Here is a 19320-nt window from a genome sequence, read left to right as displayed (position 1 = left end):
ATAAAGCCGGATAATTCGGGGTACCATGCCGGCCCTTCGCCGTCAGCACTCCTCTTTTCGGCCTCGATTTCCCCGCAGCGTCACACCTGATCGGTCTTTGAGTGTTACCATTGCCTGCCGGACTTCAAACCAGATCCGGCCAGAGCTCGGTTTAATCTTGCCAGGGCCCCGAAGATGTGCTCCACCGGATCTTCATCATCCGGAAACCTTCTAAAGTCCAGCTCCAAATTATAGATCCCCTGGTATTCAACCTCCCTCAAGGCGTCGACATATTCTTCCAAAGGCAGGCTCTCTCTCAGCCCCAGAGGACCATGTGTATAAATCCGCCTTTCTGCGAAAGGCACCGATGGGGTTATGAAACAAAAACCCATCATCCTTTCACTCTTTTTGTGCTATCCTCCTCTTGTAGGTCGCTGGTATACTACAGAACCCGAGGAGGTGAGTGGCGGGGCTGTATAGCGGCAACCCCGTATGTGTATATGGTGTCGGTCATCCGTTAAGGCATCAATGAATGGCGCAAAACAGTAGCCCGTAAACTTATCTCTTCCGAAGTTGACTCGATTTCGCCGGATGACCAGTCCCTGCCATCCCTACAAGTATTTTTGCTGGAGGTACTTCTTTTGTTCAAAATCTTTCGTAAAAACTGCTGTGGACTTGATGTCCACAAAACCTGGATCTATGCCTGCATCGGTATTACTGATACAAATGGCCGTACTGAGTATAAGCAAGCTCGCTTCTCTTCCTTTTCCAAGGGCCTTAGAGAGTTGGCTGATTGGCTTGCGAAATTCTCCTGTATCGAAGTTTGTATGGAATCTGCCGGCAAGTTTTGGATTCCCGTATTCAACATCCTTGAAAAAACCTGTTTTGTTACCCTGGCACATCCCAAGTACACAAAACCTCAAAAAGGAAACGAAACGGATCGCAAAGATGCCAAATGGATCTGTGACCTCTTTATGTGCGATATGATCAAACCCAGCTTTATCCCTTCTCCTGTAATCAGGCATCTCCGTGACCTGATGCGTTACCGCTTCAAGATCACAAATATGCTGACTGGCGAGAAGAACCGTGCCCAGAACTGCCTGACTGTTTCCAACTTAAAGCTTGATGATGTCTTCAGTGATGTCTTTGGAAAGTCTGCCAGATCTATCACTACCTACATACTTGACCATCCCGGTGAACCCTTTGATGTCGCTCCCTTTGTCAATGGACGCTGCAAAACCCCTATCGAAGAGATCCAGGATGCCGTTGATGGTGCGATTTCTCCCGAGCAGGCTGTCAAGCTGCGTCAATGTCTCGCACACATTGATGAACTTGAAAACCACAAAAGGGAAATCGAGCAGGAAATACTTTTACTTGTACAACCTTTTTCAGCCATTCTAGATTTACTTCGTACCATTCCCGGGCTCAATTCCAATCCGATGACTGCCATTGCCATTCTCTCTGAGATTGGTCCGGACATGTCCGTGTTTCCGTCATCTAAGAATCTTGTTTCCTGGGCTGGATGCTGTCCACGCAATGATCAAAGTGGAGGAAAAGTAAAATCCACCCGTATATCTCGTGCCGGCTGTTATTTGAAACCTCTTCTTGTTCAGGTTGCAAATGCACTTCTCAAGTCTAAGAAACACCCTGAATTCAAAGAGAAGTATCACAGAATCAAGACCCGCCGGGGTCACAAAAAGGCTATCATCGCTGTCTGCAAGATGCTCTTGACCGCTATCTGGAATATCTTGAATAAGCTGGAGCCATATACCCCCGAAGGCTTTCTGGAGCACCGCCCTGTCAATGAATCTAAGGTTCTTACAAAGGCGCAGGCTCTGGAACTTCTCAGGAAAAGAGGTTACACAATAACAGACGAATCTCCCGTAATCGTTTAATCCTAAAACTCCCAATGTTATTTTTTGCCATCCACAAAATGTGAATGGTTTGTTTGCTGTACGCTTTTTACTCCCTAGCCACTACCTCTTTGTTTCAAACTTTCCCCTCGCCCCTAAGCCGTGAATATGCGTATGCACGGTATGTTCAAGAAAAGCCCTCGCGGGCAATTCCTGCTCCGCGGAATTTCGCGATGAACTCCTCGCCTTGAGTACATTGGCATAATAATGCCCCATATCCCAGGCAATCCCGACGTAGGGGCTGTTCACCTCCCGGACCAGCCCGAGAACGCCCTCAACCCCGGCGGCGGGATCCTCCTTCCCGGCCCGGCGGCGGGTGAGCTCCAAGGCGAAGCGAAGGGGAATTTCCCCGCATTCGGCCAGGGAAACCCACGAGCGCAGCAAACCCACGGACCTTTCTCTCAATTCACCCACGTTATCCCCGTCTCCCGTATAGGCATGAATAACCATGATAATATCTTTCTGATGGGCGGCGTAGTACTTGATCAACTCCTTAACCGGTGGGTAAACCTCCGTAAAATCCCGGGCTCCTGCCTCCCCAGCCCTGTCCGCCCGGCCATGGACGCTGACCTCCAGCCCAGCTTGCCACACCGTTTCTACCAAGCGCGCACCGACATCCTCCGGTGCGCTTTGCGGCAAATTCCGTATTTCAATCGAACTGACCCCGCGTGCTTTAAGCTCCTTCAGGAGCAGCCGGGTATGGCCGAAGCGCGCATGCACCGCGGCTCCGAGTATACTTTCAGGCCGGCCAAGCAGCATCTCCGGGGAAAGTGAGAAACCCAGTTTCTTCACAAACGCATCTCCTCCTTGAGTTTTGGCGGAACCCTCGACGAGGACTCCCGTCCCTTCAGCGCGAGAAACTTCGCCGCATTAGGGCCGGGTTCGGAAAGGATTAACCGCCTCCCGCCGGTCCCCTAGGCCCTGCCGCCGATATGCAGTCCGACCAGTCCCGCCACCGTGACGGTCAGCAAGGCCAAGGCCCCCCAGGCAAAACGGTCAGAGCTGTTCATTTGGTGCTCCCGCAGGGTGGTTCTGGCCCGGTGCGAACCGAAAGCGCGGGCATCGGCCACCATGGCCATCACCGAGGTTGTTCTTAAAGACCCTACCAGCAAAGCCGCACTAAGCGCCGGAATGCTGGCCAGAACGCGTCCGAGATAACCCGGCCACTCGGCCGGCTGCCTCCATGCGGGCGCTTTAAGGCTGTACCCGCGCACCTCCATCGCCTTTTGCAGTAAGGCGACGCGTTCAAACATCTGCGGGACAAAGCGCAGAGCCACGGTAAAGGCAAAGCCCGCCACGGGTGGCAGGTTAAATTTGGCAAAGGCCCAGATGATCTCCGAAGGTTTGGTCGAGAGCAGGACAATTAAGGAAGCCGAAGCCGGGACCAGCATCCGGCCTGCCTCGTGCAGCCCGTGCAGAAGCCCTGCCCCGGACAGTCCGGGAGTTCCGAACCAGCTAATCGTCCAAGGGAAGGCAAAGAGAAGATGACTTTCTCCGGGTATGACATAAAACAAACCCTGAGACCAAATCATGCCGATGACCGGGGTGAAGGCCATGGTCAAGGTCACACGCACCCGGTTGCGGGTAGGACGTAAGAGTATCCAGGGAATCAGGGTCAAACCCAAAAGCGCCAAAACATAGTTCCAGTTGAGCACGATGGAGAGTATCCCGATCACCACAGGATAAATAATTTTAAAGCGCGGGTCCAGCCTATGAATGGGCGTCTCTTTGGGCTCATAGGAAAACAGATGCCGCAAACCCCGGAAACCCACCAACTTGACAAAGACAACCGGCAGGATGAGAGGGACGACAAACATGAGCAGGTACCCCACAATTGTCCGCCCCAAAATCGTTTGGGTAAAGAAGCTCAACACTCAGACGGCCTCCTTCGCCTTGATGGCGGAGAGAAACTCCTCCACACTCAGGCACACGGATTTTGTACCTCCATCCGTCAGCGATAGATGCAAGCGGGCGATAGCAGGCGGCATGATCCCGCAGCTCGCCAGTTCTTGCCGGCGGGCGAAGACGACTTCCGGCCTGCCGGACAGGTGAAGCTCCCCTTCATGCAAGACCAGAACCCGGTCCGCGTATTCGGCCACCGCCCTCATGTCATGGGTGATCATCAGATAAGTAAGGCCGAATTCGCGGCGAAGCCCTTCCAGAAAGCTGAGAAACTGCCGGGCATGCCCTTCGTCCTGTCCTGTGGTTGGTTCGTCGAGGATCAGGGCCCGGGGGGACACGCTCAGAAGCACTCCGAGCGCTAAGCGCTTGCGCTGCCCGTGACTCAGCTGAAACGGGTTCGTCTGCCGGAAGGCGGATAGATCCACTATTTTCAGCAATTCCTCAATCGTATGCCTGCACCCGGACCATCCTCCCCGGCGATGACGCAGTCCGAATTCGAATTCCTTCTCCACACTTGAGCCGAACAACATATTGTCCGCGGACTGAAACAAGTAGCCGACTTTGCCCGCCTGCTTAGAGATGTCTCCGGCACAAACTGGACGGCCCAAGCAGGAAACCCTGCCGCCACTCGGTTCTTGAAAGCCCATAGCCAGGGATGCCAGGGAGGTCTTGCCCGAACCGTTGGCTCCGATTAGGGCTACCCATTCACCGGCGCCGATCTCGATATTGATATCGCGCAGCACCCGCACTTCTCCAAAAGCCAGATGGACCTCTTCCCAACTCAGAATACTTTCCCGCTCGGGTTCACGGACACAACGGTCTTGGTCGTGCCGGATCAGAGTGTCTCGGTACCGGGTGTCGCGCAACGCCCGGCTCACCTCCGCCACGGACAGTGGGGTCGCGTTCCCAAAAACGTCCGGCAAAACCCGGGCCACCCGCACCATGTCCGGCACGGTCACCCCTAAGGATTCCCACAGCCCCAAATTCGCAAAAGCCAGGCGCGGCGGCCGGTCGAGGATTATCTGACCTTCATCCATGAGCAATACCCTATCGACCCAAGGAACAACCTCGTCGATCTTGTGTTCAACGAGGATAACCGTGAGGCCATCCCTTTCATTCAGTTCCTTGAGTACCTGCAATACCTCCTGAGTGCCTACCGGATCGAGCTCTGAAGTCGGTTCGTCAAGCACCAGCACCTGCGGCCTCATGGCCAGCATAGCCGCAATCGCCACGCGCTGCTTCTGTCCGCCGGACAGAGAGAAGATAGAACGTCGGCGTAAACTCTCCATACCGGTTTGGCGCAGAGCCTGCGCGACCCGCCCCTCAATTTCTTCGCGAGCCAAGCACAGGTTCTCCGGACCGAAGGCGACTTCCGACTCGACGTCCAGCTCAATCAGTTGGTTGTCCGGATTCTGAAATACCATACCGATCCGCTGGGATATTTCATGCAGCGGCATCTCACTCAGTTTCTGGGAACCGAAATACACGGCCCCGTCCAGATATCCGGGAATACGCGCGGGAATAAAACCAGCCAGGGTAAGGGCCAAGGTGGATTTCCCGCACCCGGAGGCGCCCGCCACGAGCACAAACTCACCGGGGACTATTTTGAAGTCGAGAGACCGGAGAACCGGCTCGTTAGAATCCGGGTAAGAAAAGCTAAGACGGTCGACGTGTATGTCCGGCATGTTCACACACCCTTATCGGCTTCGCCTGTTTTTTTGGCCATGAAGAAACTCACCACGGTGACAAGCAGTAAGATAACGGCCGCGACCATGAGCGTCCCGCCGTCAGAGAGGTTGAAACTGTTAATATCTTTCGGTTTGTAGTGTGCCGCCATCATGTACACGCCGTCCAACCCGACGAGAACGGTAAGGGCCGCGCTTAGAATTGCAATACGTTTCATCGGCTTCATCCTTTCTCCGCAGATGCTTTGAGACGCTTGCCTGATCCGGCAAGGGGATTGACGGATTTGGCCACCCTGATGGCCAAAGGCGCTGAAATGCCGGCTTCAAGTCCGTTGCCGATTAAGTTGAAAAGGGAATACCACAAGACATAGCCAAACGTAAATTTGACGCCAGCCAAAAACGGCAGCAGGAAGATGCTCATCACCGCAGTAGCGGGTACCGCCCGCAAGGCCCCATGACCAGGCCGTCCAGGAAGACATTGGACCCGGCTGTGAAAACTTTTCCCCGACGCAAGACCATAAACAAGTCAAGGAACACCCCTTGCATAATACCGTAAGGCCAAAACAAGACGCTCGCCTCGGTTCCGCCATAGAGCAATTGCATCAGCAAGAAATTAAGGAAAACCATGGCCGTGGCCGCTCCGGGCTTTCTGATCACGGCCACACCCACCATGAGCAAGAACATATAGGGGAGATCGTTCAAGGCGAAGGCATGTCCGAACGGTATAAGCTGAATGATGGGGGTGATGAATTGGTCCCCAATCAGATTATCGTAAACTTCGAGAAGAACCCCCATGATGGCGACCATTAAAATATCTTGAGTGGTCCAGTGTTGCAAAAAGCCCAGTTTCTTTGGCCTCTTCCAAACGAAATACAGACTGACGAGGCAGACTGCCCAGATGCAGATGTAAGCCGCCACGTTGACAGCGAAGGGGAATTGAATGGTCGTCGTTCCTATCCAGGATTTAGGGATTAGACTTTGAACCATTTTCTGGCCTCCTCTTTCATACCTTAAAATTTCCGCGCCCTGACTCGTTCGTCCAGTCGTGAGACTCCCACTTCTACAAGCGGGGAATGGTTCCCTTTTTGCTATAAACCCCGGTCTGCCATGGCCTCATCCTTTCCGCTCCGCTCATTTAACGCATGCGCTTCTGTTTGCGATTATAAAGGATCCGTGTAAAGCGCCGTGGCGATTACCGTCCCACTCCGGTAAACAAAAAGCAAAATTCCTGTAAAATCTCAAAGAAACCATCGCCAACCGTCCGTTCCGAAACAGAGTGAAAAAAGCTATTGCCGGACCCGACCCCGGCAATAGCTAACCGAATCACTATACCCACAGTTTTCCCCCGGCCCGCGGCTCACTCAGAGCAGCTCCGCGGCCCAACTGGCGAGTTCGCTCCGCTCCCCCTGCACCAGATAGACTTGGGCATAAAAAGGTTTCCCTTGCATGCGTGAAGCGACATGGGCCAACCCGTTGCTTTGCTTATCCAAGTAAGGGTGATCGATCTGCTCCTGGTCCCCGCAGAGCACGATCTTCGTCCCTTCCCCCGCCCGGGTGATAATCGTCTTGACCTCATGCACGGAAAGATTTTGGGCTTCATCAATAATCATAAACTGGTTGGGGATGCTCCTCCCCCGAATGTAGGTGAGCACTTCGATCTCCAGCTGGTTTTTCCTTTTCAGCAAGTCTATAGCACTCTCCACGACCGCCGCGCCGTTTTCATAGTCCCTGTCTCTCTCCCGTTCCCGTTTCGGTCTCAGCAGAAACTCGAGATTGTCATAAATCGGCTGCATATAGGGGCGGACTTTCTGTTCTTTCTCACCGGGAAGATAACCGATGTCTTTGCCAAAAGGGACGATGGGACGGGCACAGAGGACACCGGCATAGACACCGGCTTGCACGGTCTGTTCCAAGCCGCTGGCCAAGGCCAGCAGGGTCTTGCCCGTTCCGGCCGGACCGATAAGGCTGACCAGCCTGATTTCCGGATTATTCAACATCTGCAGGGCCCAATTCTGCTCTGAATTCTTAGGAAAAATACCCCAGGTCACCCGCTTATGCTCCTGAACATAGACCAGTTCCGTACCGTTGGCGGATGAGACGAGCGGCAGAATGTGCCCGTCGGTCGTGACCCCCTTGACGCAGGCGTTCACCGGCAAGGCCGTCTCCCAACTTAACTTTTCCTCGGCCAGAAGCCTATTGGCCTCCGCGTCCTCGAGGGACAAAGACAAAGCCGCCTCGGACGCCGCCGGAAGATTGACTTTGTCATTATAATAATCCTGGGTCTCCACCCCCAGGGCGTCCCCCTTGACGCGCATAGCAATGTCCTTCGTGACCAAAACGACGGGTTGCTGCCTTTCGGCTGCCAGATTGACACAGACCGTAAGTATCCTGTTGTCGGTCAGAGCGGGATCGGATAATAAGGGCAGCAGAGGCTCAGTCGTGTGATTGAGTTCGATCCGCAGCTTTCCCCCTCCGCCCAAGGGCACCCCGTCGGCCAGTTGCCCCTTGTCCCTCAGTTGGTCCAGAGTGCGGATCACCTCTCGGGCCGCCTGGCCGATACTGTCCGGAGATCGTTTCGTACTCTCAACTTCTTCCAGGACCGCATAAGGAATGATCACTTCATTCTCTTCAAACCGGAAAATGGCCTTGGGATCATGCAAGAGAACACTGGTGTCCAAGACATATGCCTTTTCCAAAAACAGACACTTCCTTTATCTTTTTGTCTGATCACCCGCCGTCAAGCCCCCAGCCCGTGCCCTCCGTTTAAACGGAGGGCAAAGCGCGGGCCTCCCCTGTCACGGCAAGGCCGGCAGGATCTTTACACTATTTTAATGTATTCGGGGCAAAAACCTTACATGAAAACTGTATACTTAGTAACGATATAAACCTCTTAACCCCGTTATCAAACAAGACCCGAGCTGTTTTCCGACGGCATGGCCCGAGACATGTCACTTCTGCAACTTCACCTGTAACTTGATTAGCTTAGACCGGCTGCCAAAGGCCGGCAGAAAGGAGAACACCCTGTGGGAAAAATGGAAGAGATTATCGAAGAGATCCTGGCCTCAGCCGGTTTGGAATCCCTCGAAGCACCGAACAGCTTGTCAGCGAAGCCGGGCGCCGAAGAAAACTCTGCTTGTACCGAGTTTTTGGGCGCAGGCAGAGGCCGAAGTTGCACGTGTCCACCTCCAGACTTTATATTTTGTGATAGGAGTAAGAAAATTCGACTGGCGCCGCGATCGCTCAAGGGAGCGAGCGGCGAAACCTATTCACACAGTAAGACCCTTTCACACTGAGGGCGGGTTCCTGAACTTAACAGGTCCCCGCCCTTTGCCGTGCGGCGGAGACACGGCCCCATCATACAAAGAAATTGTTAGCCCGGTTTAACATTCAGGTTAAAAATTCGTTAAACTTCCCTGGCTCTCCGGCGGACCGAGGGGTCTTTTGCGCTTCTCATGCCGCAGGCCAAGGGAAGCGTAACATTCCGCACCTTGATTCCCGGATGCGACTTTTTAAAGGCACGCGGGCCCATCGGAAACGTCTCCACTGCCAAGAACAGGGGTTCAGTTCAGGCAACCGGATTTTTTACACTCCCGGTCCAACTTATTACACCCAATTTACAAGAAACAAATCGTCCCTTAACCCTCTTGATTTAAAATTTAAGCGGATGAACGGGGGGGTGTTTCATGAAACAGGAAATATTGGGACAGACGATCGGGCGCCTGACCAAAATGTTCCTCGCACCGATCGGACCTTTGCAGTATCTTTTCGACACGCCCGGCGTCACGCATGTCCATTGCCTGGAGCAAGCGTATGACGTTTTGACTAGAGACGGGAAAGCGGACGTGGCCACCTTTTTCCGGCCCTATCACGCCTCCTTGGGCAAGGGTCTGCTCTGGGCTGACCGAGGCTGGAAAAACGTGCACCACTTCTACAGTAAACCCGGCAAAGGAGCAAGCATCCTCTGGCCCGGAGCCACGGCCGAATGTCAGTATTACTACAACAGAGCCTTGACTTTTATGGACAAAGACGTGTTCAAAGGGATGTTCTTTTTGGGCGCCGCTTTGCATTTGATTCAAGACATGTGTGTGCCCCATCATTCGGTAGGAATGATTTTCAACGGACACCAGGAATTTGAAAAGTGGGCCGCCAGGCACTGGTCTGAATTTCCTCTTTTGGAAAGCGGGTCCTACCCGAATTTCTCACATCCCAGTCAATGGGTGGAATACAACGCCAAGATCTCGCGCGCCTATTACTCTCGCGTCTCCTGGGAACAGGGGAACCCGGAGCCCTCCTATACCGAAGCCGCCCGCAAACTCATTCCGCTCACGATCGGCACGACCGCAGGATTTTTGGACTTTGTTCGTAAAAAACTGACGGGAGTTACCCTAAGTCTCTGAAGAGGAATTTCAGTCCGCAACCTCCACTTATAAGGACCGCACCTCAATCCTCACAGACTAGGAGTTTCTCCCGCCCGCCGGCGAAGCGAAACGGTAACCGATTCCGCGCACAGATTCCAGTACATTTTCCAGGCGCTTTAGTTTGCTCCGCAAAGTGCTGATGTGCACATCCACCGTACGGGTGTCGCCATTGATGCTGTAACCCCAGATTTTTTCCAGCAAATACTCCCGGCTGAAGACCTGGTAAGGATGGGAAACCAGCATGAGGAGCAGTTGGAACTCTTTGACGGTGAGGTTCACCGGCTCACCGCCCAAAGTCACAATGTAACTTTGCGGCCAAACCTCCAATTCTCCCCAGACGACTTTTGATCCCTCCTGGCCGGTATCTTTTGCCCGCCGGTCCCCCCGCAGCCTGGCACGAATTCGCGCCGAAAGCTCGCGCGTACTGAAGGGCTTGCTGACATAGTCGTCCGCACCCAGTTCCAAACCAATCACTTTGTCAACCACTTCGCCTCTGGCACTCAAAATTATAATGGGAACCTCCGCCATGCTCTCGTCCGCACGCAGGATTTTGCAAACCTCGAACCCATCCAAATCAGGCAGCATCAAATCCAAAAGAATCAAATGGGGTTTCCTGGCCTTGGCTAGTTCCAGTCCCCTCCGTCCATCACCGGCAACCAGAATCTCAAAGCCCTCTTTTTCCAAATTGAACTTAACCAGTTCTTGAATTAAGACGTCGTCCTCAATAAGTAAGATGACTGACAGGGGCACTGCCATGCCGCATGAACTCCTTCTCTCCGCTAATTTGGGCTTAAATCTAAGTTCATGTTAGCAAGGGCGTGTTAACCGGATGTGTATCTGAGGTAAACTCTTTGTTAAATCCGGAACGAGGATACTCTGCCGAACGAACCGGACTCAAGGGTCAAGCCCGCCGGATGGCCCATCGTATTCTAGGGTTTCGATCCTTGTCGAGAAATAGAGACATCGGGGGTTTTTAGAGGCAATAATGGAGAAAGTGTTGGAATGTTTGGCGGCCCCGGCTACAGTTCAGTGACAGTGTTCTTAATTCCCTGCCTAAAGCGACCCGGTACTCGGGCCTTGACCGGTTTGGGACGGCAACTGCCGTGGCCAGAGGTTTAGATTTAAAACCCGATTTTGTATACATCACCACCGGTATGAATTTCGTGGATGCGCTGGTGGCCGGCAACCTGGCCGCCCGAACCAATTCTCCGGTCATCCTGGTCAACAATTCTGTGCCAACTGCAACCCAGAACTATTTGACCGCCCTCAAGGACAAAAATAGCCATATTGTGGTTGTTGGCGGCAAGGCTGTGGTGTCTGACAGCCAGGTCAGCGCTATGAGGGCCTTAGTCAAATAGCTGACGGTTTCACCACGACCAAGTCCTTCACAAGGGGGTTCCTCGGGTCATAAGGAACCCCTTCCTGCAACACCCTGCGCTTTCGTCAGGTCCTGTCATCTACTGTCTCGCCCCTAAAACGCTCGAGAAGGGCACCAGATGATCGATCTAGTGCCCCTCTCGCAAAGCCGGCTCCTGAAAACAGCACACTTATCCGCTTTTTATCGGCGCTCAACCTGTTGTTGCCTTTAACGGTTCCGAGCGTCAGGGACAGGCCTCAAGAGTGTAAACCCTGGCTTCAAAAGGCCTCAGCTCCAGGCGCAACGGTGCTTCCTGCCCGGTGGGGTAGTTGCACAGGAGCAAATGATAAATCGAAAAGGCAGCCTTCTCCGGCAGAACGAAAGTTGCCGGCTGAGCGGAAAAGTTGAGAACCACCAGGATCATCTCCTTGCCGGTATCCCGAAACAACTCTTCCTCGACTTTTTTCACTTCTTCCAGCTGCTTTTCCGTGAAACAACGGCCCCCCCGGATCCTCGGCGTGCGCAGATAGGCAAACACTTGCTCATCCTCCGGTAAAAGAAGGTGATAGTCGCCATAGACCAAAAGCCGCCGTTCTTTGCGCAGCTCGATTAACCGTTGGTAATAATAGAAAACAGAATCCGGCTCATTCAGGCTTTTCTTCACGTTGATCTCGGCATAATTGGGATTGAGATTAAGCCAGGGCGCGCCGCTCGTAAAACCGCCGTTTTCCGTCTCGTCCCAAGGGATGGGGGTCCGCGCATTGTCACGCCCCCTGGCCCAGATGGTCTTCAAGACTTCTTCCCGGCTCAAACCCGAACGCAGCCCCTCTTCGTAAAAGTTGAGCGTGTCTATATCACGGTAAGAAGAGATCTCGGGAAACCTGACATTGGTCATGCCAATCTCTTCGCCCTGATAAATATAGGGTGTTCCCTGCAAAGTGTGGGTCAAGGTCGCCAGCATTTTCGCCGACTGCACTCTGAAGACAGTATCATCGCCGAAGCGGGAGACGGCCCTGGGCTGGTCATGGTTGTTAAGAAAGAGACTGTTCCAACCCGTCCCCTCTAACCCGTCTTGCCAAGACGAGATGATCTTCTTGAAATCAGACAGTTTCCAGGGTACGATCTTCCATTTGTCACCGGCTTCATAATCGATTTCCAACAGTTGAAACTGAAAGACCATACTCAGCTCGTGCCGATCTTCCCCGGCCAAGGCTTGGGCTTTGTCCGGATCGACCCCCGGGGTCTCCCCCACTGTCATGATATCGTACTTGCTCAGAACTTTAGCATGCATCTCGCGCAGGAAGTACTGAAGCCGGGGCCCATTGCGATAAAACTTCCTGCCCCAGGCCGGACTTCCCGGACTTTCCCTCTTAGCATCGGGCAAAGTCTGATCTTTGGAAATCAGGTTGATCACGTCCATCCGGAAACCGTCGATCCCTTTCTCCAACCACCAAGTCATCATCCGGTAGATGTCGAGGCGCAGACTCCTGTTCTCCCAATTTAAATCAGGCTGTCTCCGGGAAAAAAGGTGAAGATAATACTCCCCGCTCGCTTCATCGAATTCCCAGGCCGAACCGCCAAACTCGGATGCCCAGTTGTTGGGCTCGCGGCCGTCCTCTTTTCCCGGACGCCAGATATAATAGCCGCGATAGGGGCTTTCACGGTCACGGGATGCGATAAACCAAGGATGCTCATCCGAAGTGTGATTGACCACCAGGTCCATGATCAGTCTCATGCCGCGCCGATGCACCTCGGCCAGCAGATCCTCCCAGTCCGCCATCGTGCCGAATTCCGGCATGATGGCATAATAGTCGCTGATATCATAACCGTTGTCATAGTTTGGCGACCGGTAAACCGGACTGAGCCAGAGAATCGTCACGCCCAAACGCTGCAGATAATCCAGCCGGGAAAGGATACCCCTGAGGTCTCCAATCCCGTCACCGTTACTGTCCTGGAAACTGCGCGGATAAATTTGATAGACGACCCCTTCTTTCCACCAGGTTCGCTCCAAATCATTCACCCCGTTGATCAGTCTGTACCGTAACCCGGGTCAGTATTCCCGACGGTCTCATGTCTCATTCTACTCCTTCCCCGTCAAAAAGTACCTGCCTCCGGCTGCATTTTTTGGGGTGTTTGACTCTCCTCGCTTCGCTCCGGTTCAAGACTGCGCAGAAGTGCCAAAACTTCCGCAGGGCCTGCCACCGCAAAGCGGGCCAGTGAATGCCCTTCGCCCACTTTGACGGAATAAGCCCACGCCGGCAAAATCCTGAACATGCGCTCGTCAGTCTCGTCATCTCCGATGGCCATGACAAAATCATAGTTCACCCGTTGCAGCCATTCGAGAGCAGCTTTGCCTTTGTCCACACCCTTGGGAATGACCTCGATAACCCTGTTGCCCTGGAGCAATTCCAATTGCCAGCGCTCAGCCAGGTGCTGCAGGGTTTTACCCACCTTCAGGATTAGATTCTCGGCTTCCTTAGGCCTGGCCATGCGGTAATGCCAGGCCAAGCCATATTCCTTTTCTTCGACAAATGTCCCGGGAAGCCTTTGCGACAGGCCCAGCAAAACCGGCTTGATCTTACTCTGCCAGACGTTGGAATAGTCCGAGGTGAGACGCCAGGCATCCGCACCCTTTTCCTTAGCCCAGATACCGTGCTCAGCCACCAAAGACAAGCCGCGGCCGCCAAACCACTCGTCCAAAAGTGTGCGCTCCCGGCCGCTGACCACCACCACATCGTTCCCCGGCACGGACGTGAGCCCGCTCAGGGTTTCCGCCACCTCCGCCTCCGGGATCGCCAACTCGGGCTTAGCCGCCAGTGGGACCAAAGTGCCGTCATAATCCAAGAGGATCAGCCTGCGGCGGGCACGGGCATAGTTCTGGAAGAGTTTAGCTTTCGCGCTTTGGTTCAAGCCATGGGGCCGGGATTCCAGAATATCCGGGCCGGGGGAACGACCGGATTCCCCCACACTCACGCCTGCCTCCGGCAACAGCCTCTGCAAAAAGTTGCCTGACCACTGAACCACATTGTGACTGCGAAAACGTTCTTGCATTAAGGTATTTCGCCGAATCTGTTCTTCCGCCGGCATCATTAAAGCCTCTTTCAAAGCCGCCGCAATTTCTTCCGGACTGTTGGGATTGATGATCAAGGCCTCGCTCGCCTCTTTGACAGCACCGGCTAAGTGACTTAGGATCAGGACGCCCGTCCGATCGGCCCGGGCCGAAATGTATTCCTTGGCAATGAGATTCATGCCGTCGCGCAAAGGTGTGATCAGGGCCACATCACTGCTCCGATACATGGCTAGCAGCGGCTCAAAGGGAAGAAACTTATATTGGTAAATGATCGGCGTCCAGCCTATCTTGCCAAAACGGCCGTTAATTCGGCCCACCGTTTCATCAATTTCCCTCTTCAGCAGTCGATAATGCCCCACCCCGATCCGAGAGGGGACCACGATCAGCAGCAGAACCACTTTCCCCAGCCATTCGGGATATTTCTCCAGGAAGAGCGCATATCCCCGCAGGCGATGAACGATTCCTTTTGAGTAGTCCAAACGGTCGATGGATAACACCGTCTTCAGTCCGCCCAGGATGGGGTCAAGGCTCGCTTGATACTTCTCGACATCCGCTAACCCCGCCGGGCTGTTGAACCTGGCAAAATCAATGCCCATGGGAAAGGAAGCGGCCTGCACCGGGTGCCCCAGGTCACGGATCCAGCCTTCAACAACATCGAGCCCCAACTGGATGCGCACACAGTCGAGGAAATGCTGAGTGTAGTCCTGAGTATGAAAGCCAATCAAGCGGGACCCCAGCAGCCCCTTCAAGATCTTGTTTCCCCAGTCGGTAGGCAGAAGCCTGAAAATTTCGTAAGACGGAAACGGGATATGCAGAAAAAACCCCACTGGGGTTTCCGGCAATTCTTCACTCAATAACTTGGGCAGCAGCATCAGGTGGTAATCATGCACCCAAATGATGTCCCCCGGTTCGGCCACCGCCAAGACCGCATCCCGAAACAGCCCGTTAACCTCTCGGTAATTTTGCCAATAGTCGCTTTCATACTTCGCATAGGAAGGGAAGTAGTGAAACAGCGGCCAGATGATTTCATTACAGAACCCGTGATAGAATTTGTCCATGGCTTCCTCCGTGAGGAAGACCGGATGAGCCCGGAAATCCGCGTGCAAGCGGCTTGTCACCTCCTCTTGCAGGGACTCGGGAACAGTCAACCCCGGCCAGCCAATCCAGACATATTCGACATCGCCGGAAACAGACCCACCCAGCGAATCCAGATATGAACTGAGCCCTGATACCAGGCCTCCCGTGCTCTGGGTAAAGCGAACCTGTCCGTCTGCCACACTTACGTTCACCGGAAGCCTGTTTGAAACAACCAATAATCGCATCTGTTCGTTCCTCCTCTACCAGCCGAAACAAGATCCTGTCCAGTTGTTTCCTGACAACTCTATTATAGCACACAGGGTTGTCATTCGTCCATGTCGCTCCGGCCCAAGCAGTTTCCGGGCAGCCGCCAATTAAAAACCCCCTCATCTGTGCTGCAACCCGGCCCCTTCAGAGGCAGGAGGATGTTAGTAATGCCGCCATCAGCCCCTTAAACCGCCACTGGCTTCCCTGCTTTTAATCCTGCCCAGTAACGGCTGTAATTTTTCATGCGCAACAAGGTCTTGACAAGCCCTCCTTCTTCCTGTATAGTCAGTCGTAAATTGAATACCGGATGAGTGATTCTTTCCTGAGGGAAGGAATTGAAAAGGGAAGTCAGTTGAAGCTGACGCGGTACCCGCCACTGTAGAAGAGAGTTGACTCACAAAGTGTCACTGGGGTTTAACCCGGGAAGACGTGGGTTGACGATGATCTTGAGCCAGGAGACCTGCTCATTCAGGAGTTACTGCGACCTACGGGAATGTTAGGGGGTGGATCTGTATGTCCTCGGGAAATCCATTGTTTCCCAGTACCGCTTAAGAAAACCCTTCAGTTGTAAGGGTTTTTTGTTTTCCTAGGTTTTGGTTTTCCGCTCAGAAAGTAAACTTCCCACGGCATAAGAAAACTTGCGCCAGCCCATTGAAGAAAAGCTTCACGGAGGTAAGATCATGAGCGACATTTCGAATCGGAAACATTTGGACGCCTTGAAATACGGTGCCGCCATCCTGGCGATTTTTCTCACCGGCTTGATCCTTCTCTCAACTGGTGTCTTTAAGTACCCGGAACTTCTGGGCATGGCCGTACTCTCTTATTCTTTCGGACTGCGCCATGCTTTCGATGCCGATCATATCGCCGCCATCGACAATATGACCCGCAAGTTGATACAGGAGCAGAAGAAGACTAAAGGAGTTGGGTTTTTCTTTTCATGCGGACATTCCACCGTAGTCATCATCATGGGCCTGCTGACCATTTTCGCCGTGAAGTGGGCTCAAGCCGCCCTTCCTCAATTTCAAGCCGTGGGAGGCGTTATTGCCACTCTTGTTTCCGGAGTCTTTCTTATCCTTTTGGCTGCCATAAATTTCGTCATACTTAAAGACATCCTGAAAACGTTCAGCAGCATGCGCAACGGCACGTACACTCCGGAGAGCGCGGAGCGACCCGACAAAGGAGTGGTCAATCGCACGATCAACCGCTTATTCGATATGGTCGCGAATAACCGGCACGTTTATCTGGTGGGATTTCTCTTTGGACTCGGTTTTGACACTGCAACCCAAATCGCTGTGCTCGCCACCTCGGCCAGCGCTTCTGCTGCGGGCATACCCTGGGTGGCCATCCTGGCCTTCCCGATTCTTTTTACGGCGGGTATGAGCATGATGGATACCTTGGACGGTTTCTTTATGAGCACTGCTTATCAGTGGGTATTTTCTTCTCCTTTGAGGAAAGTCTATTACAATCTCACGATAACCGGTCTGTCCATTTTAGCCGCGGGAGTTATCGGCATCATCGAAGTGGGCCAAGTGTTTGCGCAAGAGAGCGGCCGGGACAGCGGGTTTTGGCTCTGGCTGCAGCATTTGGATTTCAATGTAATGGGGTTCATCCTTGTCGGCATGTTCGTGGTGGTTTGGGCCATATCATTCGCCGGCTGGAAATTGCTTCGCCTCAGTGAAAAAGAAAACAGCCTTGCCTGAGAGGGAGCAAGCAAGGCGCAGATTCCCCTGGCCAATGACTCTACTGCAGAAAACGCTCATCGAAAGGTGGGCATTCCCAAGCACCTTCCGGCATTGCTGAGATGACCCGCCCATCCCCTGAACTAATTCAGGGGATGGTTTTTTCCAGAGCCTGATCCAAATCCGCCAAGAGGTCTTCCACCGTTTCCAAGCCTACCGAGAGGCGGATCATGTCCGCCGTCACTCCGGCCTCACGCTGGGCCGCTTCGTCAAGCTGCTGGTGCGTCGTACTGGCCGGATGGATAACCAGAGACTTAGCGTCACCGACGTTGGCCAAATGAGAAAAGAGTTGGAGGCTGTTAATAAATTTGGCCCCTTCTTTGACCCCCCCTTTGAGTCCAAAGGTGAAAATCGCGCCCGCACCCTTGGGCAAATATTTTTGGGCCAAGGCATGATACGGGTTATCAGGAAGCCCCGGATAGTTTACCCAAGTGACAAGTTGGTGGCGACTGAGAAACTCCGCCACTTTTTGAGCATTCTCCACATGACGTTCCATCCGCAAAGGGAGTGTCTCCAGCCCTTGCAGGAAGAGAAACGAATTGAAAGGAGAGAGGGCGGCACCCGTGTCGCGCAGCAAAGTCACCCTGGCTTTCACGATGTAAGCGGCCGGCCCGCACACTTCCGTATACACCACCCCATGGTAGCTGGGATCGGGGGTTGAAAGACCACGGAATTTTCCGTTATCCCAGGCAAACTTGCCCGAGTCCACAATGATTCCGCCAATGGATGTCCCATGCCCGCCAATGAACTTGGTGGCCGAGTGCACCACAATGTCAGCGCCGTGCTCGAAAGGCCGACAAAGATAGGGTGAGGCAAAAGTGTTATCCACGATCAGCGGAATCCCGTGAGCGTGGGCCTGGTCGGCAATAACCCGAAGATCGGCCACGTTGATACGAGGATTCCCAATAGTTTCCACATATAGGGCTTTGGTCCTCTCGTTAATCTTAGCCCCAAACTCCTCCGGGCGGTCGGATTCCACAAAATGAAAGGTAATTCCGAGTTTTGACAAGGTGTTGGCGAAAAGGGTATATGTCCCCCCATACAGGGAACTCGAGGCCACGATTTCGTCTCCGGCCTGGGCGATGTTCAGAATGGAATACATGATTGCGGCCTGACCGGAAGCGGTCGCCAGGGCGCCGACCCCGCCTTCAAGCTGAGCCACGCGTTGTTCCAAGACATCCTGGGTAGGATTCATGATCCGGGTGTAAATATTTCCGGGCTCCTTTAAGCCAAAGAGATTAGCGGCGTGCTCCGTATCCCGAAACACATACGAAGAGGTCTGGTAGATCGGGACCGCCCGTGAGAGTGTGGCAGAATCCGGAATCTGCCCTCCGTGTAAAGCGATTGTCTCGAAACCGAGTTGTTTGGACTGGGTCATGCTTTACTCCTCCTTCAGTTAATCACCTAAAATCCGCCAAGCGTTGCCAGCCGCTTGGTCTTATGCCGCAGTGCGCGGCACCAGAGAACGTTTTCTTGGGTGTCATCAAGCAATAAGGCACTGCAATAACGAGACCGTGGTACCTCAGATCCGCACAAAGACCTCTTCCGAGTGAAGAGGTCTTTGTCGCCAACAAACTCTCTCATCTCTCAGAACCCGCGTTCTGCAGGAATTAGCACCTTGTAGTCCGAAGCTCCCGCAGACAGCTCCCCTTAACTACCGGTTGCCGGGCATCATCGGGCCAGTCCCTCCGCCGCTCTTGATGAGTGGAAAATATAAAATTGACTAACTTACTAGGTTTACTATCCGATAGTGAAATTATAGCCAAAAATAAGCGCAAGTCAAGAACAACTTTGACAGGATCTCCCCGGCGGCAACCCGAACTCTCTTTACCGGCAGGCAGCGGAGCATTACGATGTTGCAGCAGGATATCCCCGCCGGCCGCCCCTAAGCCCGGATCCGGCAGCCCCCGGCT

The 19320-nt window shown here is 53.6% G+C and carries 16 protein-coding genes and 2 riboswitches; of the genes, 4 read left to right on the top strand and 12 right to left on the bottom strand.

Annotation, left to right across the window (positions count from 1 at the left end):
* Positions 1 to 104 precede the first annotated feature (104 nt).
* Positions 105 to 374 (bottom strand): SAM domain-containing protein, encoded by a 270-nt coding sequence (locus tag MNU25_RS05095; RefSeq protein WP_240984081.1) that lies wholly within the window; start codon positions 372 to 374, stop codon positions 105 to 107.
* Between the two features lie 246 nt (positions 375 to 620).
* Between MNU25_RS05095 and MNU25_RS05090 the strand changes: the two genes are divergently transcribed.
* The gene (locus MNU25_RS05090) at positions 621 to 1874 is read left to right on the top strand and encodes an IS110 family RNA-guided transposase (protein WP_240984080.1); all 1254 of its coding nucleotides are present in this window, start codon (positions 621 to 623) and stop codon (positions 1872 to 1874) included.
* Between the two features lie 81 nt (positions 1875 to 1955).
* Here MNU25_RS05090 and MNU25_RS05085 read toward each other — a convergent pair whose 3' ends face one another.
* The 7 genes from MNU25_RS05085 to MNU25_RS05055 all read right to left on the bottom strand — a co-directional run bounded on the left by MNU25_RS05085 (position 1956) and on the right by MNU25_RS05055 (position 8175).
* Entirely contained in the window at positions 1956 to 2684 is a 729-nt protein-coding gene (locus MNU25_RS05085) for a hypothetical protein (RefSeq protein WP_240984079.1), read from the bottom strand.
* A 122-nt stretch (positions 2685 to 2806) separates the two neighbouring features.
* Positions 2807 to 3766: an energy-coupling factor transporter transmembrane component T family protein gene (locus MNU25_RS05080; protein ID WP_240984078.1), complete on the bottom strand. Its 960-nt coding sequence runs from the start codon at positions 3764 to 3766 to the stop codon at positions 2807 to 2809.
* On the bottom strand, positions 3767 to 5479 hold the full coding sequence (locus MNU25_RS05075) for an ABC transporter ATP-binding protein (RefSeq protein WP_240984077.1): 1713 nt from the start codon (positions 5477 to 5479) through the stop codon (positions 3767 to 3769).
* A gap of 2 nt (positions 5480 to 5481) precedes the next feature.
* On the bottom strand, positions 5482 to 5697 hold the full coding sequence (locus MNU25_RS05070; RefSeq protein ID WP_240984076.1) for a hypothetical protein: 216 nt from the start codon (positions 5695 to 5697) through the stop codon (positions 5482 to 5484).
* Between the two features lie 5 nt (positions 5698 to 5702).
* Positions 5703 to 5903 carry a hypothetical protein gene (locus tag MNU25_RS05065; protein ID WP_240984075.1) on the bottom strand — a complete coding sequence of 67 codons (201 nt, stop codon included), beginning with the start codon at positions 5901 to 5903 and terminating at the stop codon, positions 5703 to 5705.
* The gene (locus MNU25_RS05060) at positions 5900 to 6466 is read right to left on the bottom strand and encodes an ECF transporter S component (protein ID WP_240984074.1); all 567 of its coding nucleotides are present in this window, start codon (positions 6464 to 6466) and stop codon (positions 5900 to 5902) included. The genes MNU25_RS05065 and MNU25_RS05060 overlap by 4 nt, the downstream gene beginning before the upstream one ends.
* A gap of 374 nt (positions 6467 to 6840) precedes the next feature.
* On the bottom strand, positions 6841 to 8175 hold the full coding sequence (locus tag MNU25_RS05055; RefSeq protein ID WP_240984073.1) for a PhoH family protein: 1335 nt from the start codon (positions 8173 to 8175) through the stop codon (positions 6841 to 6843).
* A 987-nt stretch (positions 8176 to 9162) separates the two neighbouring features.
* Here MNU25_RS05055 and MNU25_RS05050 point away from each other — a divergent pair.
* Positions 9163 to 9876 (top strand): zinc dependent phospholipase C family protein, encoded by a 714-nt coding sequence (locus MNU25_RS05050; RefSeq protein WP_240984072.1) that lies wholly within the window; start codon positions 9163 to 9165, stop codon positions 9874 to 9876.
* A 57-nt stretch (positions 9877 to 9933) separates the two neighbouring features.
* On the opposite strand, the gene MNU25_RS05045 is transcribed toward MNU25_RS05050, so the two are convergent.
* Complete coding sequence (locus tag MNU25_RS05045; protein WP_240986731.1) at positions 9934 to 10641, bottom strand: response regulator; 708 nt, start codon at positions 10639 to 10641, stop codon at positions 9934 to 9936.
* Positions 10642 to 10946: 305 nt separating this feature from the next.
* Between MNU25_RS05045 and MNU25_RS05040 the strand changes: the two genes are divergently transcribed.
* Positions 10947 to 11255: a cell wall-binding repeat-containing protein gene (locus MNU25_RS05040; RefSeq protein ID WP_261487090.1), complete on the top strand. Its 309-nt coding sequence runs from the start codon at positions 10947 to 10949 to the stop codon at positions 11253 to 11255.
* A 243-nt stretch (positions 11256 to 11498) separates the two neighbouring features.
* On the opposite strand, the gene MNU25_RS05035 is transcribed toward MNU25_RS05040, so the two are convergent.
* Complete coding sequence (locus MNU25_RS05035; RefSeq protein ID WP_240984070.1) at positions 11499 to 13265, bottom strand: glycoside hydrolase family 13 protein; 1767 nt, start codon at positions 13263 to 13265, stop codon at positions 11499 to 11501.
* Positions 13266 to 13348: 83 nt separating this feature from the next.
* Complete coding sequence (locus tag MNU25_RS05030) at positions 13349 to 15646, bottom strand: bifunctional alpha,alpha-trehalose-phosphate synthase (UDP-forming)/trehalose-phosphatase (RefSeq protein WP_240984069.1); 2298 nt, start codon at positions 15644 to 15646, stop codon at positions 13349 to 13351.
* Positions 15647 to 15960: 314 nt separating this feature from the next.
* A riboswitch (cobalamin riboswitch) is annotated at positions 15961 to 16150 on the top strand.
* A 198-nt stretch (positions 16151 to 16348) separates the two neighbouring features.
* On the opposite strand from MNU25_RS05030, the gene MNU25_RS05025 reads away from it, so the two are divergent.
* Entirely contained in the window at positions 16349 to 17368 is a 1020-nt protein-coding gene (locus MNU25_RS05025) for a HoxN/HupN/NixA family nickel/cobalt transporter (protein WP_240984068.1), read from the top strand.
* 127 nt (positions 17369 to 17495) lie between these two features.
* Here the strand turns inward: MNU25_RS05025 and MNU25_RS05020 are convergent, their stop codons facing one another.
* Positions 17496 to 18785, bottom strand: a complete 1290-nt coding sequence (locus tag MNU25_RS05020; RefSeq protein ID WP_240984067.1) for a homocysteine synthase — start codon at positions 18783 to 18785, stop codon at positions 17496 to 17498.
* 199 nt (positions 18786 to 18984) lie between these two features.
* Positions 18985 to 19114: riboswitch (SAM riboswitch) on the bottom strand.
* Positions 19115 to 19320 lie beyond the last annotated feature (206 nt).

The organism is Acididesulfobacillus acetoxydans (assembly GCF_902729405.1).
Lineage (GTDB): Bacteria > Bacillota > Desulfitobacteriia > Desulfitobacteriales > Desulfitobacteriaceae > Acididesulfobacillus > Acididesulfobacillus acetoxydans.
The sequence above is the reverse complement of the archived record's forward strand: the minus strand, read 5'-3'. Positions and strand labels throughout refer to the sequence as shown.